Genomic DNA, 18,862 nt, shown 5'->3' on the forward strand with positions numbered 1-18,862 from the left:
TGAAGAAAAGAGTCTCCTTGTATACTGTGGCTATGCAAAAAGGGGAAGGGATGTCAGTCATTTGAGTTTAAATCAGCTTGTCAAAAAAGACGCATTCATTTTAATTTTTATGGTGGTCATTGTACCGCTTGCGGGAGAACTAAAGTTTTATCCTGTGAATGAGACGTTTCGGATCAGCTTTGGGGCGCCTGCATTTTTCTTTTGTTTATTACTTTTAAGAAAATCTAGACCGCTATTGCCTGGGTTTTTAACAGGCGCAGCCATTGTCCTTTTTCGAGTAGGCTTAGATCTGATTCAGCAGAACGCGGATATGGCTACATCATTTTATCAACAATTCCCAAGTTTCTTTTTCTATTTTACATATGCCTTTTTGTTTTTTGCTGTCCGTACAGGACATTTTAAACAGCGCTCTATTTTTATTGGAATTATTGGTCTTATGATTGAATTAGTGGCTGACTTTGTCGAGCTGTTTGTCCAATTTTTAGTATTTGATACGACGATGACCCTGTCAAAGCTGAGTGATATGTTCCTCATTGCATTTGCTCACAGTTTTGTGGTGATTAGTTTTTTTAATATGATGAAGCTTTATGAGGCACAATCAAGAGAGAAGCAGATTATGAAACAAAATGAGCATATGATGATGGTCATATCGAATTTATATGAAGAGACGGTTCACTTAAAGAAGACATTAAAACATACCGAGCATATTACGCAAGAATCCTACCGACTGTACCGCCTGCTGCATGAACATGAAGCAGGGAAGAAAGTAAGTCAGGAACTGTTAAGGCTCGCAGGAGAAATCCATGAAGTGAAAAAAGACAATCAGCGTATCTATGCTGGGCTTTCGAAGCTCATTTCTAAGGAAAATATGCAAGACTATATGAAGGCCGAAGAGCTAGTTCAGATTGTCATCCGCATTCAAGAGAAATATGCGCTATCATTAGGAAAAAATATCTCTTTTACATCTGATATAAGGGGTATTCATTTGCATGATTATCATGTGTTCATTTTCTTATCGCTGATTAATAACTTAATGGCAAATGCGGTTGAAGCAATTGAAGAGGAAGGAACCATCTCGCTCTTATTAAAAGGCGGACATGATAAAATAGATATTCGGGTAGAAGATGATGGACCGGGAATTCCTGAAAAATTGCGAGAGGTGGTATTTGATCCAGGCTACACCTCGAAATTTGATGCGTATGGCACACCGTCTACAGGGATTGGCTTATCCTATGTGAGAGAGCTGGTTCAAGAACTTGGTGGGCACATTCAGATTGAACAAAGAGAAACAAAGGGTGCCGCTTTTCAGCTTATCCTGCCTATACAAAATTTAATACAGAGAGGGTGAGTGTATGCGATTTTTCATTGCGGATGATGATCGTGCAATACGCTCGATTTTAAGTCAAATCATCGAGGATGAGGATTTGGGAGAGGTCGTGGATGAAGCTGATGACGGAGTTGGTTTAGAAGCACATGCACTGAACCTCAAAAAAGTAGATATTCTTCTGATTGACCTTTTAATGCCTGCTAGAGATGGCATTCAAACGATTCGTCATATTCATCCAGAGTTCAAAGGTAAAGTCATGATGATTTCCCAAGTAGAGGCGAAAGAGATGATGGCAGAAGCCTATGAACTTGGAATCGAATATTATATTCATAAACCCGTCAATCGAATTGAGATTGTCAGTGTGATTCGAAAAGTCATGGAGCGTATCAAACTGGAGAAATCCATTTACGATATACAAGCTTCACTTCGCCATGTGCTGCCATTAGAGCCTGTCATTTCTCATAATACGACAGGCGCTGGGGTGAAGAGGAGAACGATGAAAGAGGCAGGGGAATTCCTTTTGTCCGAACTAGGAATCGTCGGAGAGAGCGGATCTAAGGATTTACTAGAAATATTGATCTATTTACATGAAACACAGTCAGCCAATTCTCATGAGGTCAATTTTCCGCCGCTTAAACAGCTCTTTATCAAAACGGCGGAGAGGAAACTCGATCATGGGGCAGCCGATGTTGAAGTGATGAGGGAAGTGAAAGCGGCAGAGCAGCGAATTAGACGAGCTATCCACCATTCCTTGAATCATTTTGCTTCACTAGGATTAACAGATTTCTCGAATCCTAAGTTCGAGCACTATGCGTCGAAGTTTTTTGACTTTACCGATGTCAGCCAAAGAATGAAAGAAATGCAGAAGACTTCCTCATCTGCAGGATCGACGGGTAGAGTCAATACGAAAAAGTTCGTTCAAATCTTTTATTTTGAAGCAAAGCAGTTATTCGAAGGAATGAGCTGAGGAAAATCTGTTGGAATGATTGGAGAAAATAAACAGAAAAAGACTGCTATTCCTATGATTTATCGAGATATTAATGTGTCTTTGTTATTTAACTAATGATTCTGATTTTTCTTTTTTCTTGAAAATAAAACCCTCCTGTGCAATCGTTTGTTAAAATAGTGAGGTTAGACTAGAATGTCGGAGGTTTTATTTTGGGAAAAATTAAACGAAATGCGCTCTGCCCTTGTGGAAGCGGAAAAAAATATAAACATTGCTGTGGTCAAAAGTCAGGCGGGGAACAAACGTCTGAGCTTGTGTTTAAGGAAGCTGTACAAGTTCAAAAAGATTTAATGAATTATGCTTTCTCTAAGCATCAGAGAGCTATCAATCAATTCATTAATGAGTTTTCTTTCCTTGCAGATATGGATAAAGAAACACAACAAATCTCGGTCTTTCATTTGAGTGTGTGGGGCATCTTCTTCCGCCCATTAACAGATCAGAAAGAATCCATTTTCCGAGAATTTCTGACAAAGAAAGCGGAGGATATTACCCGTCCGAAAACAAAACAAGTGGTTCAATCATGGACAGACATGGAACCATCTTTGCTTTTATTAAATGAAAAAACGGACGAGTCTCTTTATTTTGAGAATATGGTGACAGCTGAGAAGGTTGAAGTAGATGTAAAACCGGATCAAACCGTCTTACCTGAGAAGGGAAGTTTAGTGCTTGGTTTCCCTGTTCAATTTGAAGAGAAAGCAGAATTTTTTATTCAATATACGATGTTTGCGAAAGAGTTTACAGATACGCTCCTTTTACAGGTTCGTCAGCTGCTTGAAGCATATGAGGCCAATGGAGGAACGCGCAGCACATTTATGAGAGAATCATTCCCTGACGTGCTGAAGTGTATGTTTGCGAAGCAAGAAGTAGAGGAATCAGAAACATCTGCTGAAACAGAAGGCGATACAGGTTTATCAGCAGATCGCATGGACTGGGCAAGTGATGTTCAGCTGGAAACAGCAAAGCTGATTGAAGATGGGATGAAGGAGCATGGTGACCAAAGCCTCACAGATGGCGCTTTAACTGTTTGGAAAGCCTACTGTGATCAGAAATCACCTGTGATCCGTAAAGCAGCTTCATTTGCTGCGGGAATCGAATACTACATTCATTCACTTGCTAGTGATGCTCCGCTTTCACAAGCGCAAGTAGCGAAAAAGTATGGCATCAGTGCGTCTACTGTATCGAGCCGCTTTAAAGATATTGAAAAAGCGGTGAAAGAAGAGCAAGAGGCGACTGTATAACATAAGAAAAGACGCGGCACCTTTAAGGGCCAGCGTCTTTTTTATTCATAATTATCTCGTTTTAATAAACCCACTCATGTACTGCGATGTATTATAATCGTTCAGGTCAATTTTCCACTGACCATCCCCATTACGTTTCATTTTCACTTCATACTCAGCTGGGCTGGAGACTGGAGGGAGTTTTTCGAATTCTGATGCGTACATGTTTAAGATTTTCTTATACAATTCTTCTTTGGAGCGGATCTTGCCGTTGTAAAACTCGTCTCTTTGCTTGTCTAGCTTGTCTTTTAAGTTGGAAGCATCAATGCCTGTTACTTTCGCAACAACCTTCGCCTCGTCATCAGAGATGGTTTTCACACTTGTTTCTACTTTGGCTTTATCCTTCATGGTGTTTTGAATGCGTTTGTACATAGACAGAATATCACGGTCACTTACTTCATTTCCGTATATGCTCGCACTTCTTTTGAAGTCTTTCACAAACATTTCGTGGTATTTATTGACGACATCCGATTGGTTATCACCCGTTAAATCTGCAAATTGATCGTTCTTTTTGTCAAAGACAATGATATCAGTATAAGCGGAGAGGGCTTTTGCAGGGTTATCCAGCTTTTTCGCTGTATCAAGAATTTTGTTTCCATCTAGTTCGATTTCGATTGAATCACTGTTTTTCTTGATGCTGTCTTGGTACACGAACTGATATTTTTTCCCTTTGTCTACTAGGAAATAAAGAGCACCAGATAGTGACTTGCCTTTGTTCAGTGAACCGAGGTCAAGGCGGTCTTTACTGCCGTAGAATTTTAAATCAGAGACTTTGGCATCGTCTTGATAAAGGGAGAAGTCAGAGTTATATAATGAAAGGGCTTTGTCACCTTTGTTTGTGATTGTTAAGTTGACTTTTAACACCAATTCATTGTCTCTTAGCGTAGTTGTTGAGTCTTCTGGTAACGTATATTCGTAGCTATTGACCTTTACCTCTGCTGTCTTTGTAGATTTTTGATCAGCATTGCTTGATTTGGCTGAGCTCTGGCAGGCTGCAGAGATGATCATCACGAATGAAATCATGAGGAGTGCACTTATTTTTTTTAGATTCACAGTTGATGCTCCTTTGCTTTTCTTTCGTCATTTCATTCCCGCTATCTGACTATGAAAAAAGAAACAGATAGAATGGTATATTCGGGTGTTAAAGGGGAAAATCTCCTTATGACGATTTGCACTATTCATTCTAACGAAATTTATTCATGTTGAGGAATAGGTTTTAGTCCCTATTTTTGATCATTTTTTACACTATTACCTTTAAAATAAAGAATTAGATAAGTAGAATATACTAGTTAATAAGAATTAATTTATAGATTATCATAGGTTTAAATTGTTTTTTATATAAAATTCTTGAAGTGAAAATGTTGATCTTAGAGAAATTCACTTGGATGCTGACTATACGATCATTTTCTCAGCGTCACATCTAGGTTGATTTTCAGAGAGCAGGATACTTGAATGTTGAAAAGGATTCATGGGAAAATAAGGATGATTAAGCAGATAAGGGAGATGAGCTTTTGAAAAAGGTAACGCTTGGGCGAACTGATTTACAGGTGAATCCGATAGGGCTTGGTACGAATGCGGTAGGTGGACATAATTTGTTCCCGAACCTGAGTGAAGATGCTGGACGAGAGCTTGTGGAGACGGCTCTTGATCAAGGTGTCAATTTCTTAGATTCTGCTTTTATTTATGGGCTGGGCCGTTCAGAGGAATTGATCGGTGAGATCATTGTCAAAAGAGGCGGTAGAGAAAACCTTGTCCTTGCGACAAAGGGGGCTCATAAAGAAGTAGACGGACAAATCGAACTGGATAACAGCCGGGACTTTTTAAGAGAGCAGGTTGAAAATAGCCTGAAACGATTGCAAACAGATTATATTGATTTATACTATATGCATTTCCCGGACGGCAGGACGCCGCTGGAAGAAGTAGCAGGCACATTAAAGGAATTGAAGGATGAGGGGAAAATCAGGGCGATTGGTGCATCAAATCTTGATTTTGAACAGCTTCAAGCCTTTAACCGAGATGGCTACTTAGACGTGCTTCAGTCGGAGTATTCTCTGCTGAAACGTCAGGCGGAGCAGGATCTTCTCCCATACTGCGTCGAGCATGGTATTTCTTTTATTCCGTATTTCCCATTGGCGTCAGGCCTGTTAACAGGGAAATTTACGAAGGATGCGACATTTGATGATATTCGAGCAAAGGACCCGCTTTTCCAAGGCGAGGCGTTCCTTCAAAATCTCGAAAAAGTAGACAAGCTGAAGGCGATCGCACAATCAAAGAATGCCGAAACGGCGCACGTTGCGCTGGCTTGGCTTTTAGCACAGGACGGCATCGACGCCATCATTCCTGGAGCAAAACGAGCTGAGCAGGTTCTGCAAAATCTCAAAACAAACGATGTTCAATTAACAGAAGAGGAAATCAATCAAATTGACCACATTTTCTCTTAATAAAAAAAGGTGCTTAGCTGCACCTTTTTTTTATGACATCGTGAGGGGAATTTTGATGACGACCCGCAAATTTGGAGAACGGTAAGTGAAATCAAGTGTACCATCTGCCTTTTCAACAAGCTGATGAATGATATACGTCCCCATTCCTTGATGATCCCCGCCTTTTGTCGAGCGACCAAAGTTTTTGAACAAATGGTCTAACACGTGTTTATCCATTCCTTTTGTGCTGTTTTCGCAATGGATTAAAAAGAGCCCGCTCCGAATAGAGGTCGCAATCGAGATACTGCCCTCTTTTCCGGCTTGCTTCGCTTCAATCGCTGCGTCTAGGGCATTATCAAGCAAGTTCCCAGTAAAACTAACCTGATCCGCCTTAGAAAAGGGGAGCGATGAAAAAGGCGCTTGAAGGTCTAGAGAAAGGTCAATGTCCTCTTTTTCAGCCTGTTGAAAAAAGGAATGCAGGGTTGAGGCCAAATATGCATTTTCTCCTTTCATCCAAGGGAAATGTTTTACGTATTGCTGAATCAAATCCTTGATCTCATGCTCTTCGTTTGACGAGGAAAAGGCATTTAAATGTCTAGCAGTTTCATGATGTTTACTGCGCAGCTCAAGCAACAATTCATTGGTTCTTGATTCTGCGTTGATCAGCTCTTGAAGCCGCCCATTTAACCGTCTCTCCGTCTGCATCATCTTCAATGAAAGGATATCTGCTGTTATGATGATCATAAAAGCGAAAAGAGAGCTGTGTCCATTCCCTTGCGTTAGAAAAAGCGAAAGACCCGCACAGGTAAAGAGCACAAAAGCGCCCAACATCACATAACCACTCACATGAGGCAAAAACTTTTTGTATATGAAAAATGTATAAAGACAAATCAGACAAAAAGTGAGGAGCCACAGCACTCCTGATGATAGCGGCAGAAAAGCTTCAGCTACTGCATGAAACGCAAGACCTAGCCATATGAGAGCATACATGCGGAATCCAAGATAGAAAGCGTTCACGTTCGTTCTCCTTAAAAATAATATTTCTTAAAGTATTCTAATTGCTGCTTGGTCATCATGGCTTTTTTATCTGTACCTTCAAAAGACACGATAAATGAATTTTTGGCATACGCCGAGAAGTTCTTAATGTAATGAATATTGATGATAAACGATCTGTGTGAGCGGATAAAATCTTTTTCAGCTAGATCGCCCTTTAACTCGTTTAGTGTCTGATATGTCTGGATTTCCCCGGTTGTTGTGACAATGGTAGTGGACCTGCCTGTTCGCTCAACAAAAATGACATCCTTCTTTTGCAGCACATGAATATCTGACTGCTGCTTAATGAGAAGCCGTCCATGAATGCTTTTCTCCTGCTTGGTGGACATGTAGCGCTCTAAGGATTTGGCAATTCGATCGGCTTGGTAGGGCTTCATAATATAATCATGTACATTCAAATCAAACGCATGAACCGCATATCCGCTGTTTCCTGTCACAAATACAACATCGACATTCAGTGCATGAGAGTGAATGAGGTCTGCTAATTCATAGCCGGACATTCCGGGCATTTCAATGTCTGCGAACAACAAATCAATGTCTCCCTGTTTGACCTTCTCATATGCATCCTCTGCTGACTGCGTGACAAAGACAATCTCCACAGCCTCCATTCTGCCTACAATGGCATGCAGTTTTTCTAAATCTACTCGGTAATCATCAACGAGACCTACTTTTATCATAAAAATCACCTATGACTCTTCTTATTATTTGTCTATTTTACCATTTGTTTTTTTGAAATAGATCATTTCAAGACAGAAAAAGGACGTTTCGCGACATTTTTATGTCAGAGAAGCGTTATTTTTTCTATCATAGACTTAGAAAGTTGAAAGGGGCGAACCACATGATTACTCTCAGCGATTGCAGTTGCTGGTTTAAAGATAAGAAAAAGGTCGTAAAAGCGATGAAACATATGACGTTCTCCGTGAAGGAAGGGGAAGTCGTTGGCATCCTAGGTGAAAATGGTGCAGGGAAAACCACATTATTACGTGCCGTCGCCACATTATTAGAACCTACGCACGGAACAGTCAATGTCGCAGGCTTTGATACGGTGAAAGAATCAACAGAAGTGAAAAAGCGAATTGGTGTCTTGTTTGGCGGTGAGACGGGGCTTTACGATCGTTTGACGGCACGAGAAAACCTTGAATACTTTGGCAAATTGTATGGCTTAAATCAGCATGAAATCAAAGCAAGAATAGAGGATTTGGCAAAGCGTTTTGGGATGAGACAATATATGGATCGAAAGGTGAAAGGATTCTCAAGAGGAATGAAACAAAAGGTGGCGATTGCCAGAACCTTGATTCATGATCCTGACATTATTTTATTTGATGAGCCGACAACAGGCTTGGATATTACATCAAGTAATATTTTCAGAGACTTTATTCATCAGCTCAAGCAGCAAAATAAAACCATTCTTTTTTCAAGCCACATCATGGAAGAAGTCAGCCAGCTCTGTGACAGTGTGATGATGATTCATCAAGGAGAGCTAGTATACAAAGGAACACTTCCAGAATTATATACACAGGAACAAAGTGATGACTTGAACTATATCTTTATGTCGAAGCTCGCTAGGGGGATTTCATAATGTGGAAAACCGTATTTTTAAAAGAAATGACAGATGCGCTAAGAGACCGAAAAACGCTACTCTTAACAGTACTGATTCCTCTTTTGACGATGCTTGGACTGGTGTTCTTTTATGAAAGCATGATTGCAGATCCAGGGGATGAAACCTATACGGTCGCAGTGAATGAAAAGCTACCAACTGAAATGAATCAAATGATCAAAGAGGTCAAAAACCTCACACTTGAAACATTTGATGACCCTCAGCAAGCTGTCAAAGATGGAAAGGCAAATGCTTACCTAGAAATGCCGAAAAAGGCAGACGACATGCTTCAGCATCAACAATCATTTGCAATTAAAATTCATGGGTATACAACAGATGATGATTCGGTCATCGCAGTTCAAATGCTGCAATCCTTATTGGAGCAGTATCAAAACCAAGTCGTAGAAAAGCGTTTAACCGCTGATCAAATCAATACGTCAGTTATTCATCCATTTGAGGTGCAGTCCGTTGATGTAGAAGAGGGCGATGAAGGAGAAAATGGCATGACCTCTATGCTTTTGTCGATTCTGCTTCCAATGATTTTGGTGACCTCCGTCATCTCAGGTGCTTTGCCAGCTGCGCTTGATATTGTAGCGGGTGAAAAAGACCGAAAATCCATTGAAGCGTTGTTCCTGACACCTGCCAGCAGACTCCAAATTCTCATCGGAAAATGGCTGGCTGTCTCTATGTTCGGGATTTTAAGTGGAATTGTGGCGATCGGCATGCTGCTTTTATCCACGCTGCTCTTTACAGAAAAGCTAAAACAAGCACTGAACTTTGGTGATCAGATGTGGAGCATTATCGCCGTCATGTTTGCGGCGCTTATCATCTTCTCATTCATGGTATCGATGATTGAACTGCTACTCAGTGTCGTTTCAAGCTCAGTGAAAGAAGCGCAATCGTACATGTCCATGATCATTACATTAGGTGTGATCCCAATGTTCTTTACTATGAGAGCAGGTGCTACGCAGCTAGATACGTATTACTTTGCTGTCCCATTCCTTAATATTCACGCGCTTTGTAAGCAATTGATGTTTGGTATTATCGATCCGATGGCCGTCACTCTGACACTAGGCTCCTCAGCCCTCGCAGTCGTCATCTTGTTTGTGATCGTGAGAAGCTTGTTTATGAAAGAAAAATGGATGCTTGCGAAATAAAGAAAGTAAAAACTTGTAGATTTTATCTGCAAGTTTTTTATATCCAGAGATTTATATAAAAGAGATTCACGATCTTGTGAAAGGAATGGCATAATGGAAGATGGAAATTACATTATTATCCTTTTTTTAAAAAGAGGTGATTCGTGTATGTCTTATCAAACAGAAGACGATGATGTGCTAGAGCTATGTAATATATATGCTCAACAAACCCACCATTTTGAAGCTTTTATTTTGGGAAACAGGAAAGGGTTATTGGAATTAAGAAAAGCGATAGATGAGGCATTAGAAACGGGTAGTTCCGTTGCACATTTATATCCATCTGATTTTGAAGGATATGAAACGTATGTTGCTTTAGTAGACGATGAGCAAAAGTTTGAGAAATTAATGGATCCTTATCTAGAGGAATACGCACAAGAGGAGGATGCGGTTGATCCGGTTGAGGTGATAAAAGAGTATGAAGCTGTAAAAGAAAATCCTTCATAATAGACCGTATCTTACTTTCTTGGCTGTAATTCGGAATTAAATATAGGGATCAAACGAAAAATCATAACAAAAAACCCCCGGCATCGGGGGTTTTTCATTAGTTCTTGATGAATTTTTCAACCAATGAGCTTGTTTTGTAATCGTTCAAATCAAGTTTCCATTGGTCGATGTCATTTTTCTTCATGTTGACTTCAACTGTTTCTTCAGTAGATGATGGTCCTAATTTTTTAAACTCTTCTGGGTAGATCGAGAGTAAATATTTTTGTGCCTCATCATAAGAGGCTGTACGGTTTTTGCTGTAGAACTCAGTTGCTTTTTCTTTCAAACGATCGACAAGCGGGCTTGCATCAATTGGTGTAAGAGTTACAGTCACAACGGCTTTATCCCCACTGATGGCTTTTGTTTTTGTTGATACTTTTGATTTTTCAGCTAATGTTTCTTTCACAGCTTTTAGAAGCTTATCAAGGTTTTCATCCTTCGCTGAGCTAGAAGAAATACCTGATGATGTGATGTAACCTTGTTTGAATGATTTATCAAATTCGTTTACAACAGTCGATTTGTTATCACCTGTTAGTTTTTCGAACTCGTCGTTATTCTTACCAAAAATCATGACGTCAATATAAGAAGAAAGAGCTTTTGCAGACGCTTGAAGTGTATCTGCTTTTTTCATTAAGTCTTTACCTTTAATATCGAATTCTAGTGTTTTGTCATCTTTTTTAGAACCACTACCTGGCTCTGTGTACACAAGCTGATAGTCTTTGTCTTTGTCAACAACATAGAAAAGACCGCCTTTTAATACTTTGTCTGCATTGAGAGAGCTAGACGATAATACTTCGTTGTAATCATCTGGAGAGATCGTAGACACCTGTGCATCATCTTGGTAAAGCGTGAAGTTGCTTTTATCAACATTTAGAGGCTCTTTGCTGATATTTTTTACAGATACGTTCACTTTTAGTACATACTGATCATCCTGTACAGATGTATCGTATTGAGGTGGTAACGTGTACTCAGCACTTTCTACCTTTACCTCAGCTGTATCAAGGGATTTTGTATCTTTTTCTTTCGCAGCTGATTTGTCTTTTCCACCACTACAAGCAGCAGCGACAACAGTGACACACAAGATCAGAAGAAACAGGGATAATTTCTTTTTAAACATGACGTGTTTTCCTCCTCGGGTTTATGGTGAATTTCATTGGAAAGCGTTAGTTCATATCATTCTTTTTGCACAAAAAGAAAAATACTGTATGTTTTTTACTGTAGAATGAAGCGAAAGTACTGTCAATACTTCAGTGCGTTTCAACCGTTGCCTAGCTTCAAGTAGTAAAAATGACACTAAGTTGAGAGGAGAAACTTGTAAATTATGATTTGATATCTCCTGTAAAAGCTCAACATTTTATATTTTAAGGTTTTGAGTCGGATTAATGAATAGGTTCAAATGACTGTTTTTGAAGAAGATGTAGCAATTAGAAGGATTTATATGACTTGTAATTGAGTCTATAGTAATGAATAATTTTTCCTGTTATATGTATGGTCACTTGGTTTGAGTGTTGTTGGAAAAGAGACACATGTCCAGCAAAATATTCAGATGTTTAGACAGGCTCTCGACACTGAACGTGTTTTTTCCTGTCAAAATGGCAGTCATCTACACAGAAACGCCACATAAAATAAAAGAGAAACAAAATGGAGGTGGATCTATGGCAGTGGTAAGAGCGACAAGCTCTGATATTGATTTAATGGCCAGACTGCTGAGAGCGGAGGCAGAGGGTGAAGGGAAGCAAGGGATGCTGCTCGTAGGAAATGTAGGCATCAACCGGTTGCGTGCCAACTGCTCTGACTTTAAAGGGCTGCGTACGATTCCACAAATGATTTATCAGGAGCATGCATTTGAAGCAGTCACACATGGTTACTTTTATCAACGAGCAAGAGAAACGGAAAAAGCACTTGCGCGGAGGAATATTAACGGAGAACGATTTTGGCCGGCGAAATTCAGCCTTTGGTATTTTAAACCGCCTGGGAATTGCCCGCCGACTTGGTACAATCAGCCGTTTGTGGCGAGGTATAAGTCGCATTGTTTTTATCAGCCAACCGCTGAAACATGTGAAAATGTCTATAACACCTTTTAGCTTGATGAACAGCACAATCCTCTTAGTCAACAATGGCAGAGGGTTGTGTTTTTCTTTTTTTCAAAATGGGTAACCACTCTGTATCAACAAGATGAAGCTCGTGATTGGAGGAAATCAAGATGTATCAAGATTTAAGAGGGAAAACAGCCATTGTGACAGGTTCTTCAAAAGGAATCGGACAAGCTATCGCATTGCGATTTGGACAAGAGCAAATGAATGTGGTTGTGAACTATAAAGGTGATGAAGAGGGTGCTGAAGAAACGGTTCAAGCCATTCAGCAGCACGGAGGTAGGGCGGTGAAGGTACACGCGGATGTCTCCAAAGAGGAAGGAATTCAAGCGATCATGGATACAGCACTGGAGCATTTCGGTACAGTCGATGTGTTCGTCAATAATTCAGGCTTTAATGGTGAAGAAGCGATGCCGCATGAGATGACGCTCGAGCAATGGCAAAAAGTTATTGATGTGAATATCACAGGCGCCTTTTTAGGGGCAAAGGCTGCAATCGCCTATATGATGGAGCATGACATCAAAGGGTCTATTTTAAATATATCCAGTGTCCATCAGGAAATACCGCGCCCGTTTAATGTTCATTATTCCACTTCCAAAGGCGGAATGAACATGATGACAAAAACGCTGGCTCTTGATTATGCGGAAGCAGGTATTCGGATCAATGCGATTGCACCAGGTACAATGGCGACCGAATCGAATGATGATTTGCAGGATGAACAGAAAAAACAAAAGCAGCTTGAAAAGATTCCGATGAGAGCATTTGGCGAACCGAAGGAGATTGGGTCCGCTGCTGCATTCCTCGTATCTAAGGAAGCTTCGTATATCACAGGCACCACTTTATTTGTCGATGGAGGAATGACGCTTTACCCTTCTCAAATCAATGATTAATCCAAAAACATCCGCCCGATCAGCCGGCGGATGTTTTTTGTTCGTAGCGGTGTGCGGCTTTGGCTGGTTTGCCGAGCAGCATCGGGTACTTGCTCAGGAAGGAGATACATGGCACCATAAGCAGCAATGTCCCAATCGTGTAAAAGAGTGTCCAAGAGAGCTGTGCTGTATCTGCAATATTGATACCAAGCCCATAATAAACAAATGCTTTCATGATATCGATGCCGGCAAACTGCAAGACAAGAATGACAATGGAATTTCGTCCGAGATACGTCAAAATAGGGGACGTTTTGAATTTGAAACTTAAATAAATCACGGCAGCTGAACCGAGCAGTGCACATGCATAGAAAAGAAAAAGATCACCATAGTCATTCACACGCATATCGATTCGTGAATTAAAGCTTTGCATGTAAGCCGTCAGTACAAGCAGACCTGTACAAAGAAGAAGGGTTGGGTCTGTTTTTAATTCCACAAACCACTTCTTTGCCAAAAATCCAATGGAATAAAACACGACAGCCGTCAAGGCGACATTGGCATTCCAAGGTAGACTTTGGTCTAAAAGCAAGGTAGAGGCATATCCGGCACCTCCGCAAAGAACGGTCAGTAAGATCAAGACAACAGGCTTTCCTTTTGTCAGACGGTGCATAAAGAAAAATAAGATTTCTACTAAGAAGAGCGTCGTTAAAAACCAGATGGCTGGGTTATGTGTGAGTCTTGCTTCATCTGCATTGGATATAAAGATACCTGTAAATGGAACGAAAGGGTCAATATCCGTTTGTCCCTTAAAGGCAAAGAAACGAGTAACGGATAACCAGAACACATACGTAATGATAGAAAAATAGAGATAGGGCAAGAGTAAGCTCTTGGCTTTCTTCTGAATAAATGACAGAGCGGGGTGTGAGGATGATCGAAACATCATGCCTGATAGTAAAAAGAATAGGGGCATATGAAAAGAGTATATGAATTGCTTTAATGAATCTGGAATGGGCACATGCGCCATGACCACGAGCAGAATGCCGATTCCTTTAGCTGCGTCTACCCAATCGAGTCTCTTTTTCATGGTCTGTCATCTCCTTCCATCTAAGCGTCATAAACTGTTCATTGAATATGTACCTCTACTATATAAAAGGTACACTTCTTATGCGTTTACAGTTCGCTAACGATTAGAAGACACATTTGCGATCAGATGACAGGCGGAAGGATTTTGACATCTTGATGTTACATTTCCCATTTTTTATGACAATGTAAAAAAGAAGCCAAGGAATTGGCTTCAAAATAATTCAGCGATTCGTTCGAAGGAGCGCTGTTTTTCTATCGGATCATAAGAATTGTTTAAAATCATGATGTCATCCGTTTGATAGCGGTCCATCAAGATCTGTAATTGCTCTTTCACAGTTGTTTTTGAGCCAACAATCATGCGCTGGCGGTTTTGTAACACTTTGTTCTTTTCCTGCGTGGTGTAGTGATAAGCACTCGCTTCTTCTATAGAAGGAACGCGGCTGTCTAATCCTTTTTCAACACGAAGCAGCCACAAATCTGTACTGCTGGCGATCTGGTCGGCTTCTTCATCTGTTTCCGCACAGATGACAAAGACGGCAAACATAGCGTGTGGCTGCGTGGAAAAGACTGATGGAGAAAAGTGAGATCGGTAAGTCTCAAATGCTTGCTTGCCGCGTGCAGGGTGGATAAAGTGACCCAAAATATAGTTGATGCCAAGCTCCGCCGCCTGCATGGCACTATTTTCTCCTAGCCCAAGCAGCCAAACCGGCGGATGAGCGTCAACGAGCGGAGATGCTTTGACCCCTGCATGTGGATGATCAGAAGGCAGGCTGTCAGATAAGTAAAATAGAAGATCTTTCAACTGGCGGTCAAACTGAGACAGGTCTTTTTGCGCGCCGTCTGTTAAAGCCAGCCTCGTTCTTTCTATTCCGCCTGGGGACTTTCCGACACCGAGCTCGATTCGTCCAGGATAAAGGGCTTCAAGCTGACGCGTGACCTCTGCGATTTTAAAAGGACTGTACTGCGGAAGTAAAATGCCGCCAGAGCCGGTACGCAAAGTCGATGTATGAGCGGCAATATGTGCCATTAATATTTCAGGTGCTGTACTAGCAAGCCCTCTTGTACTGTGGTGTTCAGCAAACCAATAACGCTCATACCCAAGAGTTTCCGCAAGCTGAGCCAGCTTTGTTGTGTGAATCAATGCCTCCTGTGCTGTCTGCCCTTTAGGAATGGCGACTTGATCTAATATATGAAGTGATGGCATCATCAACATCCTTTCATCGAAACGGTAAATGTTCTGTTGCATCAAGTATAAAGAAATCCATGAATGGAAGGAAACGAAAGGGTTTATTTCCTGATCACAGGCGTTGATATATTCTATATCAACATATAAATCGAATGAAATAACGCCTGCAATCTGTGCATTCAGCTAGAGCTTCTTACCGTGAACATTCGACAATGTTTCACATGAAACACTTCTTTTACGACATGAACCATTTTCAACATACACCTTTCGTTAAAAAAATATCATCTGTTTGAAACCTATCTTGAGCATAGATCGTATATACTAGTAAATAGAAAAAAGAGTAAGAGGCTCCAAGGTCATGTCATGAATTTTGTCGAATTTTCATGTATGATGATTTTAATAGGGTCCATCGCTTAATAAATAGATTTTTATTATGCTGGAGGAGTGATTGATTTGGCAATTACATTAGAAAAAGGTCAACGTATTGATTTAACAAAAGGGAAGGCAGGACTAACGAATATTCTAGTTGGACTTGGCTGGGACCCTGTATCACAAGGTGGCGGATTTTTAGGAAAGCTGTTTGGCGGCGGAGGCGGCGCTGATATTGATTGTGATGCTTCAGTGCTCATGCTGAAAAATGATAAGTTTACGGAAAATAAAGATTTGATTTATTTTGGCAACTTGAAAAGTAAGTGTGGCAGTGTCGAGCATACAGGTGACAACCTGACTGGTGAAGGAGACGGAGATGATGAACAAGTCCTCGTCAACTTGAGCAAGGTGCCAGGTAATGTGAATAAATTGGTGTTTGTTGTGAACATCTATGATGCACTGAGAAGAAATCAACACTTTGGTATGATTCAAAATGCGTATATTCGTATTGTTGATCGTTCAAACAACCAAGAATTAGTGAAATATAATTTAAAAGATGAGTATGCAGGGAAAACATCATTAATCGTTGGAGAGCTTTACCGTCATGAGAATGATTGGAAGTTTGCAGCTGTTGGGAACGGGACAAATGATGCGAAGCTTGCTGATATTACGAGAAACTATATTTAATTAGAAGGGAGAGGTTCCTGGTGGGAATTTCTTTAGCGAAAGGTCAAAAAATTGATTTAACAAAAACAAACCCAGGTTTAACAAAAGTGGTCGTTGGTCTTGGCTGGGATGTCAATAAGTATGACGGCGGACATGACTTTGATCTAGACGCAAGTGTATTTCTTTTAGACGCGGCAGGTAAGGCAAGCTCACCATCTGATTTTGTCTTTTACAATCAAACAACTGGCGGGGGCGGCAGTGTCGTACATACAGGCGATAACCGCACTGGTGAAGGAGACGGAGATGACGAGCAGGTCAATGTTGATTTATCAGCTGTGCCAGCGAGTATTGAAAAGATTTCATTTGTCATTACGATTCATGATGCAGAAGCGCGCAGTCAAAATTTCGGACAAGTGTCTAACGCATATGTACGTATTTTAAATGCAGCATCAAATGAAGAACTCATTCGCTACGATTTGGCAGAGGATTTCTCAATCGAGACAGCGATTATTGTAGGTGAATTATACCGTCATGGCGGAGAGTGGAAATTCTCAGCTGTTGGATCAGGCTATCAAGGCGGACTTGCCCGCATTGCGACGGATTTTGGCTTAGATATCGGGTAACGAACGGCTCGCGTTCATATTTTCAAAGACAGGAGAGGTACGAATATGGCGATTCAGCTTTCAAAAGGACAACGTGTCGATCTAACAAAAACCAACCCAGGGCTGACGAAAGTAATGATCGGTCTTGGCTGGGATACGAATAAATATTCTGGCGGAGCCGAATTTGATTTGGACGCTTCGGCTTTCTTAGTAGATGCAAACAATCGTTGTCAGCAGGACACAGACTTTGTTTTCTACAATAACCTTCAGCACCCAAGCGGCAGTGTCACACATACAGGTGATAACCGGACGGGTGAAGGAGATGGAGATGACGAGCAAATTCTCGTTGATTTCTCAAAAATTCCTGCTAACATTGATCGTATCGGAATTACAGTGACGATTCATGATGCAGAGACTCGCAGCCAAAATTTTGGACAAGTTTCTAATGCATTTGTTCGTGTTGTAAATGAAGAGGGCGGGGAAGAATTGATTCGCTTTGATTTAGGGGAAGACTTCTCAATCGAAACAGCTGTTGTGGTATGTGAATTGTACCGCCACGGAAGCGATTGGAAGTTCAACGCCATCGGAAGCGGATTCTCTGGCGGACTTGCAGCTCTTTGTCAAAATTATGGGTTAGAAGTGTAAACAATAGAAACAAATTCATTCAAGAGGCGCTGCCAATGACTCATATGAGGGCTTTTTCCAAAGTGAGAAAGAAACAGCGATCAAGAATAACAGCAGGCGAAAGCCTGCTGATGCTTCTACACTTATAGGAGGAAAACCAGTTGGACATTTTGAAACATATGTTGGACACGTATGCCTCGTTTTTTGATTGGCATATGTGGGGAGAGGTATTAACAAACCCTGTCTCTTGGGGGCTCATTGGAACCCTTGTTGTGCTTGAAGGATTGTTATCAGCAGATAACGCGCTTGTATTAGCTGTTATGGTGAAACATTTACCAGAAAAGCAGCGTAAGAAGGCATTAACCTACGGATTAATTGGCGCTTATTTCTTCCGTTTTCTATTTATTGGTGTAGGGATGCTGCTTATTAAGTTCTGGTGGATCAAAGTTCTCGGAGCTGCATATTTAGCATGGCTTGTCATTAAGCATTTCTGGTTAGGTGACGGAGATGATGAAGCGAAGGAATTGAAAAAAGAAGGCTGGATGGTTCGTGTATTCGGCATATTCTGGGCAACCGTTATTTCTGTGGAAATTATGGACCTTGCCTTCTCGGTTGACAGTATTCTTGCGGCATTCGCTGTATCTGAAGAAGTATGGATTCTGCTATTAGGCGGAATGCTTGGTATTCTCATGATGCGTACAGTCGCACAGCTATTCCTTGTTCTCATTGATCGCATTCCAGAGCTTGAGAATACAGCGTTTATTCTCATTGGGATTATTGCGATCAAAATGGGCTTGAGTGCTGCTCATATTGAAATTCCGCATCTTGCATTCTTTGCGATTATTATTCTAGCGTTTATCGGGACGTTTATTGTTCATAAAATCAATAAGAAGAAACATCAAGGTGTGACAAATGAAGCTGCGGCTTCAAAAGAAGAATAGGACGATCAAAAAGGAATGGAGTTGACTAGCGGCTCCATCCTTTTTTGAATCATCAGGTTATTTATTTTCTCTA

The 18,862-nt window shown here is 40.8% G+C and carries 19 protein-coding genes; 13 read left to right on the forward strand and 6 right to left on the reverse strand.

From position 1 onward, the window contains the following. The first annotated feature begins 61 nt into the window (after nucleotides 1-61). From C5695_RS01535 to C5695_RS01545, 3 genes are all read left to right on the forward strand, one after another. Entirely contained in the window at nucleotides 62-1,348 is a 1,287-nt protein-coding gene (locus tag C5695_RS01535; RefSeq protein WP_117728515.1) for an ATP-binding protein, read from the forward strand. Between the two features lie 4 nt (nucleotides 1,349-1,352). Next, the gene (locus C5695_RS01540) at nucleotides 1,353-2,294 is read left to right on the forward strand and encodes a response regulator (protein WP_117728517.1); all 942 of its coding nucleotides are present in this window, start codon (nucleotides 1,353-1,355) and stop codon (nucleotides 2,292-2,294) included. A 191-nt stretch (nucleotides 2,295-2,485) separates the two neighbouring features. Continuing rightward, complete coding sequence (locus tag C5695_RS01545; protein ID WP_117728519.1) at nucleotides 2,486-3,571, forward strand: SEC-C metal-binding domain-containing protein; 1,086 nt, start codon at nucleotides 2,486-2,488, stop codon at nucleotides 3,569-3,571. A 51-nt stretch (nucleotides 3,572-3,622) separates the two neighbouring features. Here the strand turns inward: C5695_RS01545 and C5695_RS01550 are convergent, their stop codons facing one another. Further along, nucleotides 3,623-4,663 (reverse strand): DUF4352 domain-containing protein, encoded by a 1,041-nt coding sequence (locus tag C5695_RS01550; protein ID WP_117728522.1) that lies wholly within the window; start codon nucleotides 4,661-4,663, stop codon nucleotides 3,623-3,625. 458 nt (nucleotides 4,664-5,121) lie between these two features. Between C5695_RS01550 and C5695_RS01555 the strand changes: the two genes are divergently transcribed. After that, the gene (locus C5695_RS01555; RefSeq protein ID WP_117728524.1) at nucleotides 5,122-6,051 is read left to right on the forward strand and encodes an aldo/keto reductase; all 930 of its coding nucleotides are present in this window, start codon (nucleotides 5,122-5,124) and stop codon (nucleotides 6,049-6,051) included. A 30-nt stretch (nucleotides 6,052-6,081) separates the two neighbouring features. On the opposite strand, the gene C5695_RS01560 is transcribed toward C5695_RS01555, so the two are convergent. Both C5695_RS01560 and C5695_RS01565 read right to left on the reverse strand, forming a co-directional pair. After that, complete coding sequence (locus tag C5695_RS01560) at nucleotides 6,082-7,047, reverse strand: ATP-binding protein (protein WP_117728526.1); 966 nt, start codon at nucleotides 7,045-7,047, stop codon at nucleotides 6,082-6,084. Nucleotides 7,048-7,058: 11 nt separating this feature from the next. Beyond that, on the reverse strand, nucleotides 7,059-7,760 hold the full coding sequence (locus tag C5695_RS01565; protein WP_117728529.1) for a LytR/AlgR family response regulator transcription factor: 702 nt from the start codon (nucleotides 7,758-7,760) through the stop codon (nucleotides 7,059-7,061). A gap of 161 nt (nucleotides 7,761-7,921) precedes the next feature. Between C5695_RS01565 and C5695_RS01570 the strand changes: the two genes are divergently transcribed. From C5695_RS01570 to C5695_RS01580, 3 genes are all read left to right on the forward strand, one after another. Next, nucleotides 7,922-8,662: an ATP-binding cassette domain-containing protein gene (locus C5695_RS01570; protein WP_117728531.1), complete on the forward strand. Its 741-nt coding sequence runs from the start codon at nucleotides 7,922-7,924 to the stop codon at nucleotides 8,660-8,662. Continuing rightward, entirely contained in the window at nucleotides 8,662-9,837 is a 1,176-nt protein-coding gene (locus C5695_RS01575) for an ABC transporter permease (protein WP_117728533.1), read from the forward strand. Before C5695_RS01570 ends, C5695_RS01575 begins: the two co-directional genes overlap by 1 nt. A 147-nt stretch (nucleotides 9,838-9,984) precedes the next feature. Beyond that, nucleotides 9,985-10,320, forward strand: coding sequence for a hypothetical protein (locus C5695_RS01580; protein WP_117732971.1), 336 nt, complete (start codon nucleotides 9,985-9,987; stop codon nucleotides 10,318-10,320). Nucleotides 10,321-10,417: 97 nt separating this feature from the next. On the opposite strand, the gene C5695_RS01585 is transcribed toward C5695_RS01580, so the two are convergent. Beyond that, nucleotides 10,418-11,476, reverse strand: a complete 1,059-nt coding sequence (locus C5695_RS01585; protein WP_117728535.1) for a DUF4352 domain-containing protein — start codon at nucleotides 11,474-11,476, stop codon at nucleotides 10,418-10,420. A gap of 538 nt (nucleotides 11,477-12,014) precedes the next feature. Between C5695_RS01585 and C5695_RS01590 the strand changes: the two genes are divergently transcribed. Further along, nucleotides 12,015-12,443, forward strand: coding sequence for a cell wall hydrolase (locus C5695_RS01590; protein ID WP_099726149.1), 429 nt, complete (start codon nucleotides 12,015-12,017; stop codon nucleotides 12,441-12,443). Nucleotides 12,444-12,562: 119 nt separating this feature from the next. Further along, a complete protein-coding gene (locus C5695_RS01595; protein ID WP_117728537.1) occupies nucleotides 12,563-13,342 on the forward strand; it encodes a glucose 1-dehydrogenase in 780 nt (259 codons plus the stop codon). 19 nt (nucleotides 13,343-13,361) lie between these two features. Here C5695_RS01595 and C5695_RS01600 read toward each other — a convergent pair whose 3' ends face one another. Together C5695_RS01600 and C5695_RS01605 are read right to left on the reverse strand one after the other, a co-directional pair. Further along, nucleotides 13,362-14,402: an acyltransferase family protein gene (locus C5695_RS01600; RefSeq protein ID WP_117728539.1), complete on the reverse strand. Its 1,041-nt coding sequence runs from the start codon at nucleotides 14,400-14,402 to the stop codon at nucleotides 13,362-13,364. A gap of 210 nt (nucleotides 14,403-14,612) precedes the next feature. After that, nucleotides 14,613-15,605, reverse strand: coding sequence for an LLM class flavin-dependent oxidoreductase (locus C5695_RS01605; RefSeq protein ID WP_117728541.1), 993 nt, complete (start codon nucleotides 15,603-15,605; stop codon nucleotides 14,613-14,615). Between the two features lie 435 nt (nucleotides 15,606-16,040). Between C5695_RS01605 and C5695_RS01610 the strand changes: the two genes are divergently transcribed. From C5695_RS01610 to C5695_RS01625, 4 genes are all read left to right on the forward strand, one after another. After that, nucleotides 16,041-16,643 carry a TerD family protein gene (locus tag C5695_RS01610; RefSeq protein ID WP_058015234.1) on the forward strand — a complete coding sequence of 201 codons (603 nt, stop codon included), beginning with the start codon at nucleotides 16,041-16,043 and terminating at the stop codon, nucleotides 16,641-16,643. A 20-nt stretch (nucleotides 16,644-16,663) separates the two neighbouring features. Continuing rightward, entirely contained in the window at nucleotides 16,664-17,245 is a 582-nt protein-coding gene (locus C5695_RS01615) for a TerD family protein (RefSeq protein ID WP_117728543.1), read from the forward strand. A 45-nt stretch (nucleotides 17,246-17,290) separates the two neighbouring features. Further along, nucleotides 17,291-17,869, forward strand: a complete 579-nt coding sequence (locus C5695_RS01620) for a TerD family protein (protein ID WP_034664245.1) — start codon at nucleotides 17,291-17,293, stop codon at nucleotides 17,867-17,869. A gap of 140 nt (nucleotides 17,870-18,009) precedes the next feature. After that, nucleotides 18,010-18,789 (forward strand): TerC family protein, encoded by a 780-nt coding sequence (locus tag C5695_RS01625; protein WP_117728545.1) that lies wholly within the window; start codon nucleotides 18,010-18,012, stop codon nucleotides 18,787-18,789. The last annotated feature ends 73 nt before the right edge of the window (nucleotides 18,790-18,862 follow it).

It is taken from the genome of Bacillus pumilus, assembly GCF_003431975.1.
Classification (GTDB): Bacteria; Bacillota; Bacilli; order Bacillales; family Bacillaceae; genus Bacillus; species Bacillus pumilus_N.

Bases quoted from the DNA above. Each gene is read 5' to 3' on its own strand.
- C5695_RS01540 (WP_117728517.1), top strand. From the start codon at position 1,353: ATGCGATTTTTCATTGCGGATGATGATCGTGCAATACGCTCGATTTTA.
- C5695_RS01565 (WP_117728529.1), bottom strand. From the start codon at position 7,760: ATGATAAAAGTAGGTCTCGTTGATGATTACCGAGTAGATTTAGAAAAA.
- C5695_RS01570 (WP_117728531.1), top strand. From the start codon at position 7,922: ATGATTACTCTCAGCGATTGCAGTTGCTGGTTTAAAGATAAGAAAAAG.
- C5695_RS01575 (WP_117728533.1), top strand. From the start codon at position 8,662: ATGTGGAAAACCGTATTTTTAAAAGAAATGACAGATGCGCTAAGAGAC.
- C5695_RS01580 (WP_117732971.1), top strand. From the start codon at position 9,985: ATGTCTTATCAAACAGAAGACGATGATGTGCTAGAGCTATGTAATATA.
- C5695_RS01585 (WP_117728535.1), bottom strand. From the start codon at position 11,476: ATGTTTAAAAAGAAATTATCCCTGTTTCTTCTGATCTTGTGTGTCACT.
- C5695_RS01590 (WP_099726149.1), top strand. From the start codon at position 12,015: ATGGCAGTGGTAAGAGCGACAAGCTCTGATATTGATTTAATGGCCAGA.
- C5695_RS01595 (WP_117728537.1), top strand. From the start codon at position 12,563: ATGTATCAAGATTTAAGAGGGAAAACAGCCATTGTGACAGGTTCTTCA.
- C5695_RS01600 (WP_117728539.1), bottom strand. From the start codon at position 14,402: ATGAAAAAGAGACTCGATTGGGTAGACGCAGCTAAAGGAATCGGCATT.
- C5695_RS01605 (WP_117728541.1), bottom strand. From the start codon at position 15,605: ATGCCATCACTTCATATATTAGATCAAGTCGCCATTCCTAAAGGGCAG.
- C5695_RS01620 (WP_034664245.1), top strand. From the start codon at position 17,291: ATGGCGATTCAGCTTTCAAAAGGACAACGTGTCGATCTAACAAAAACC.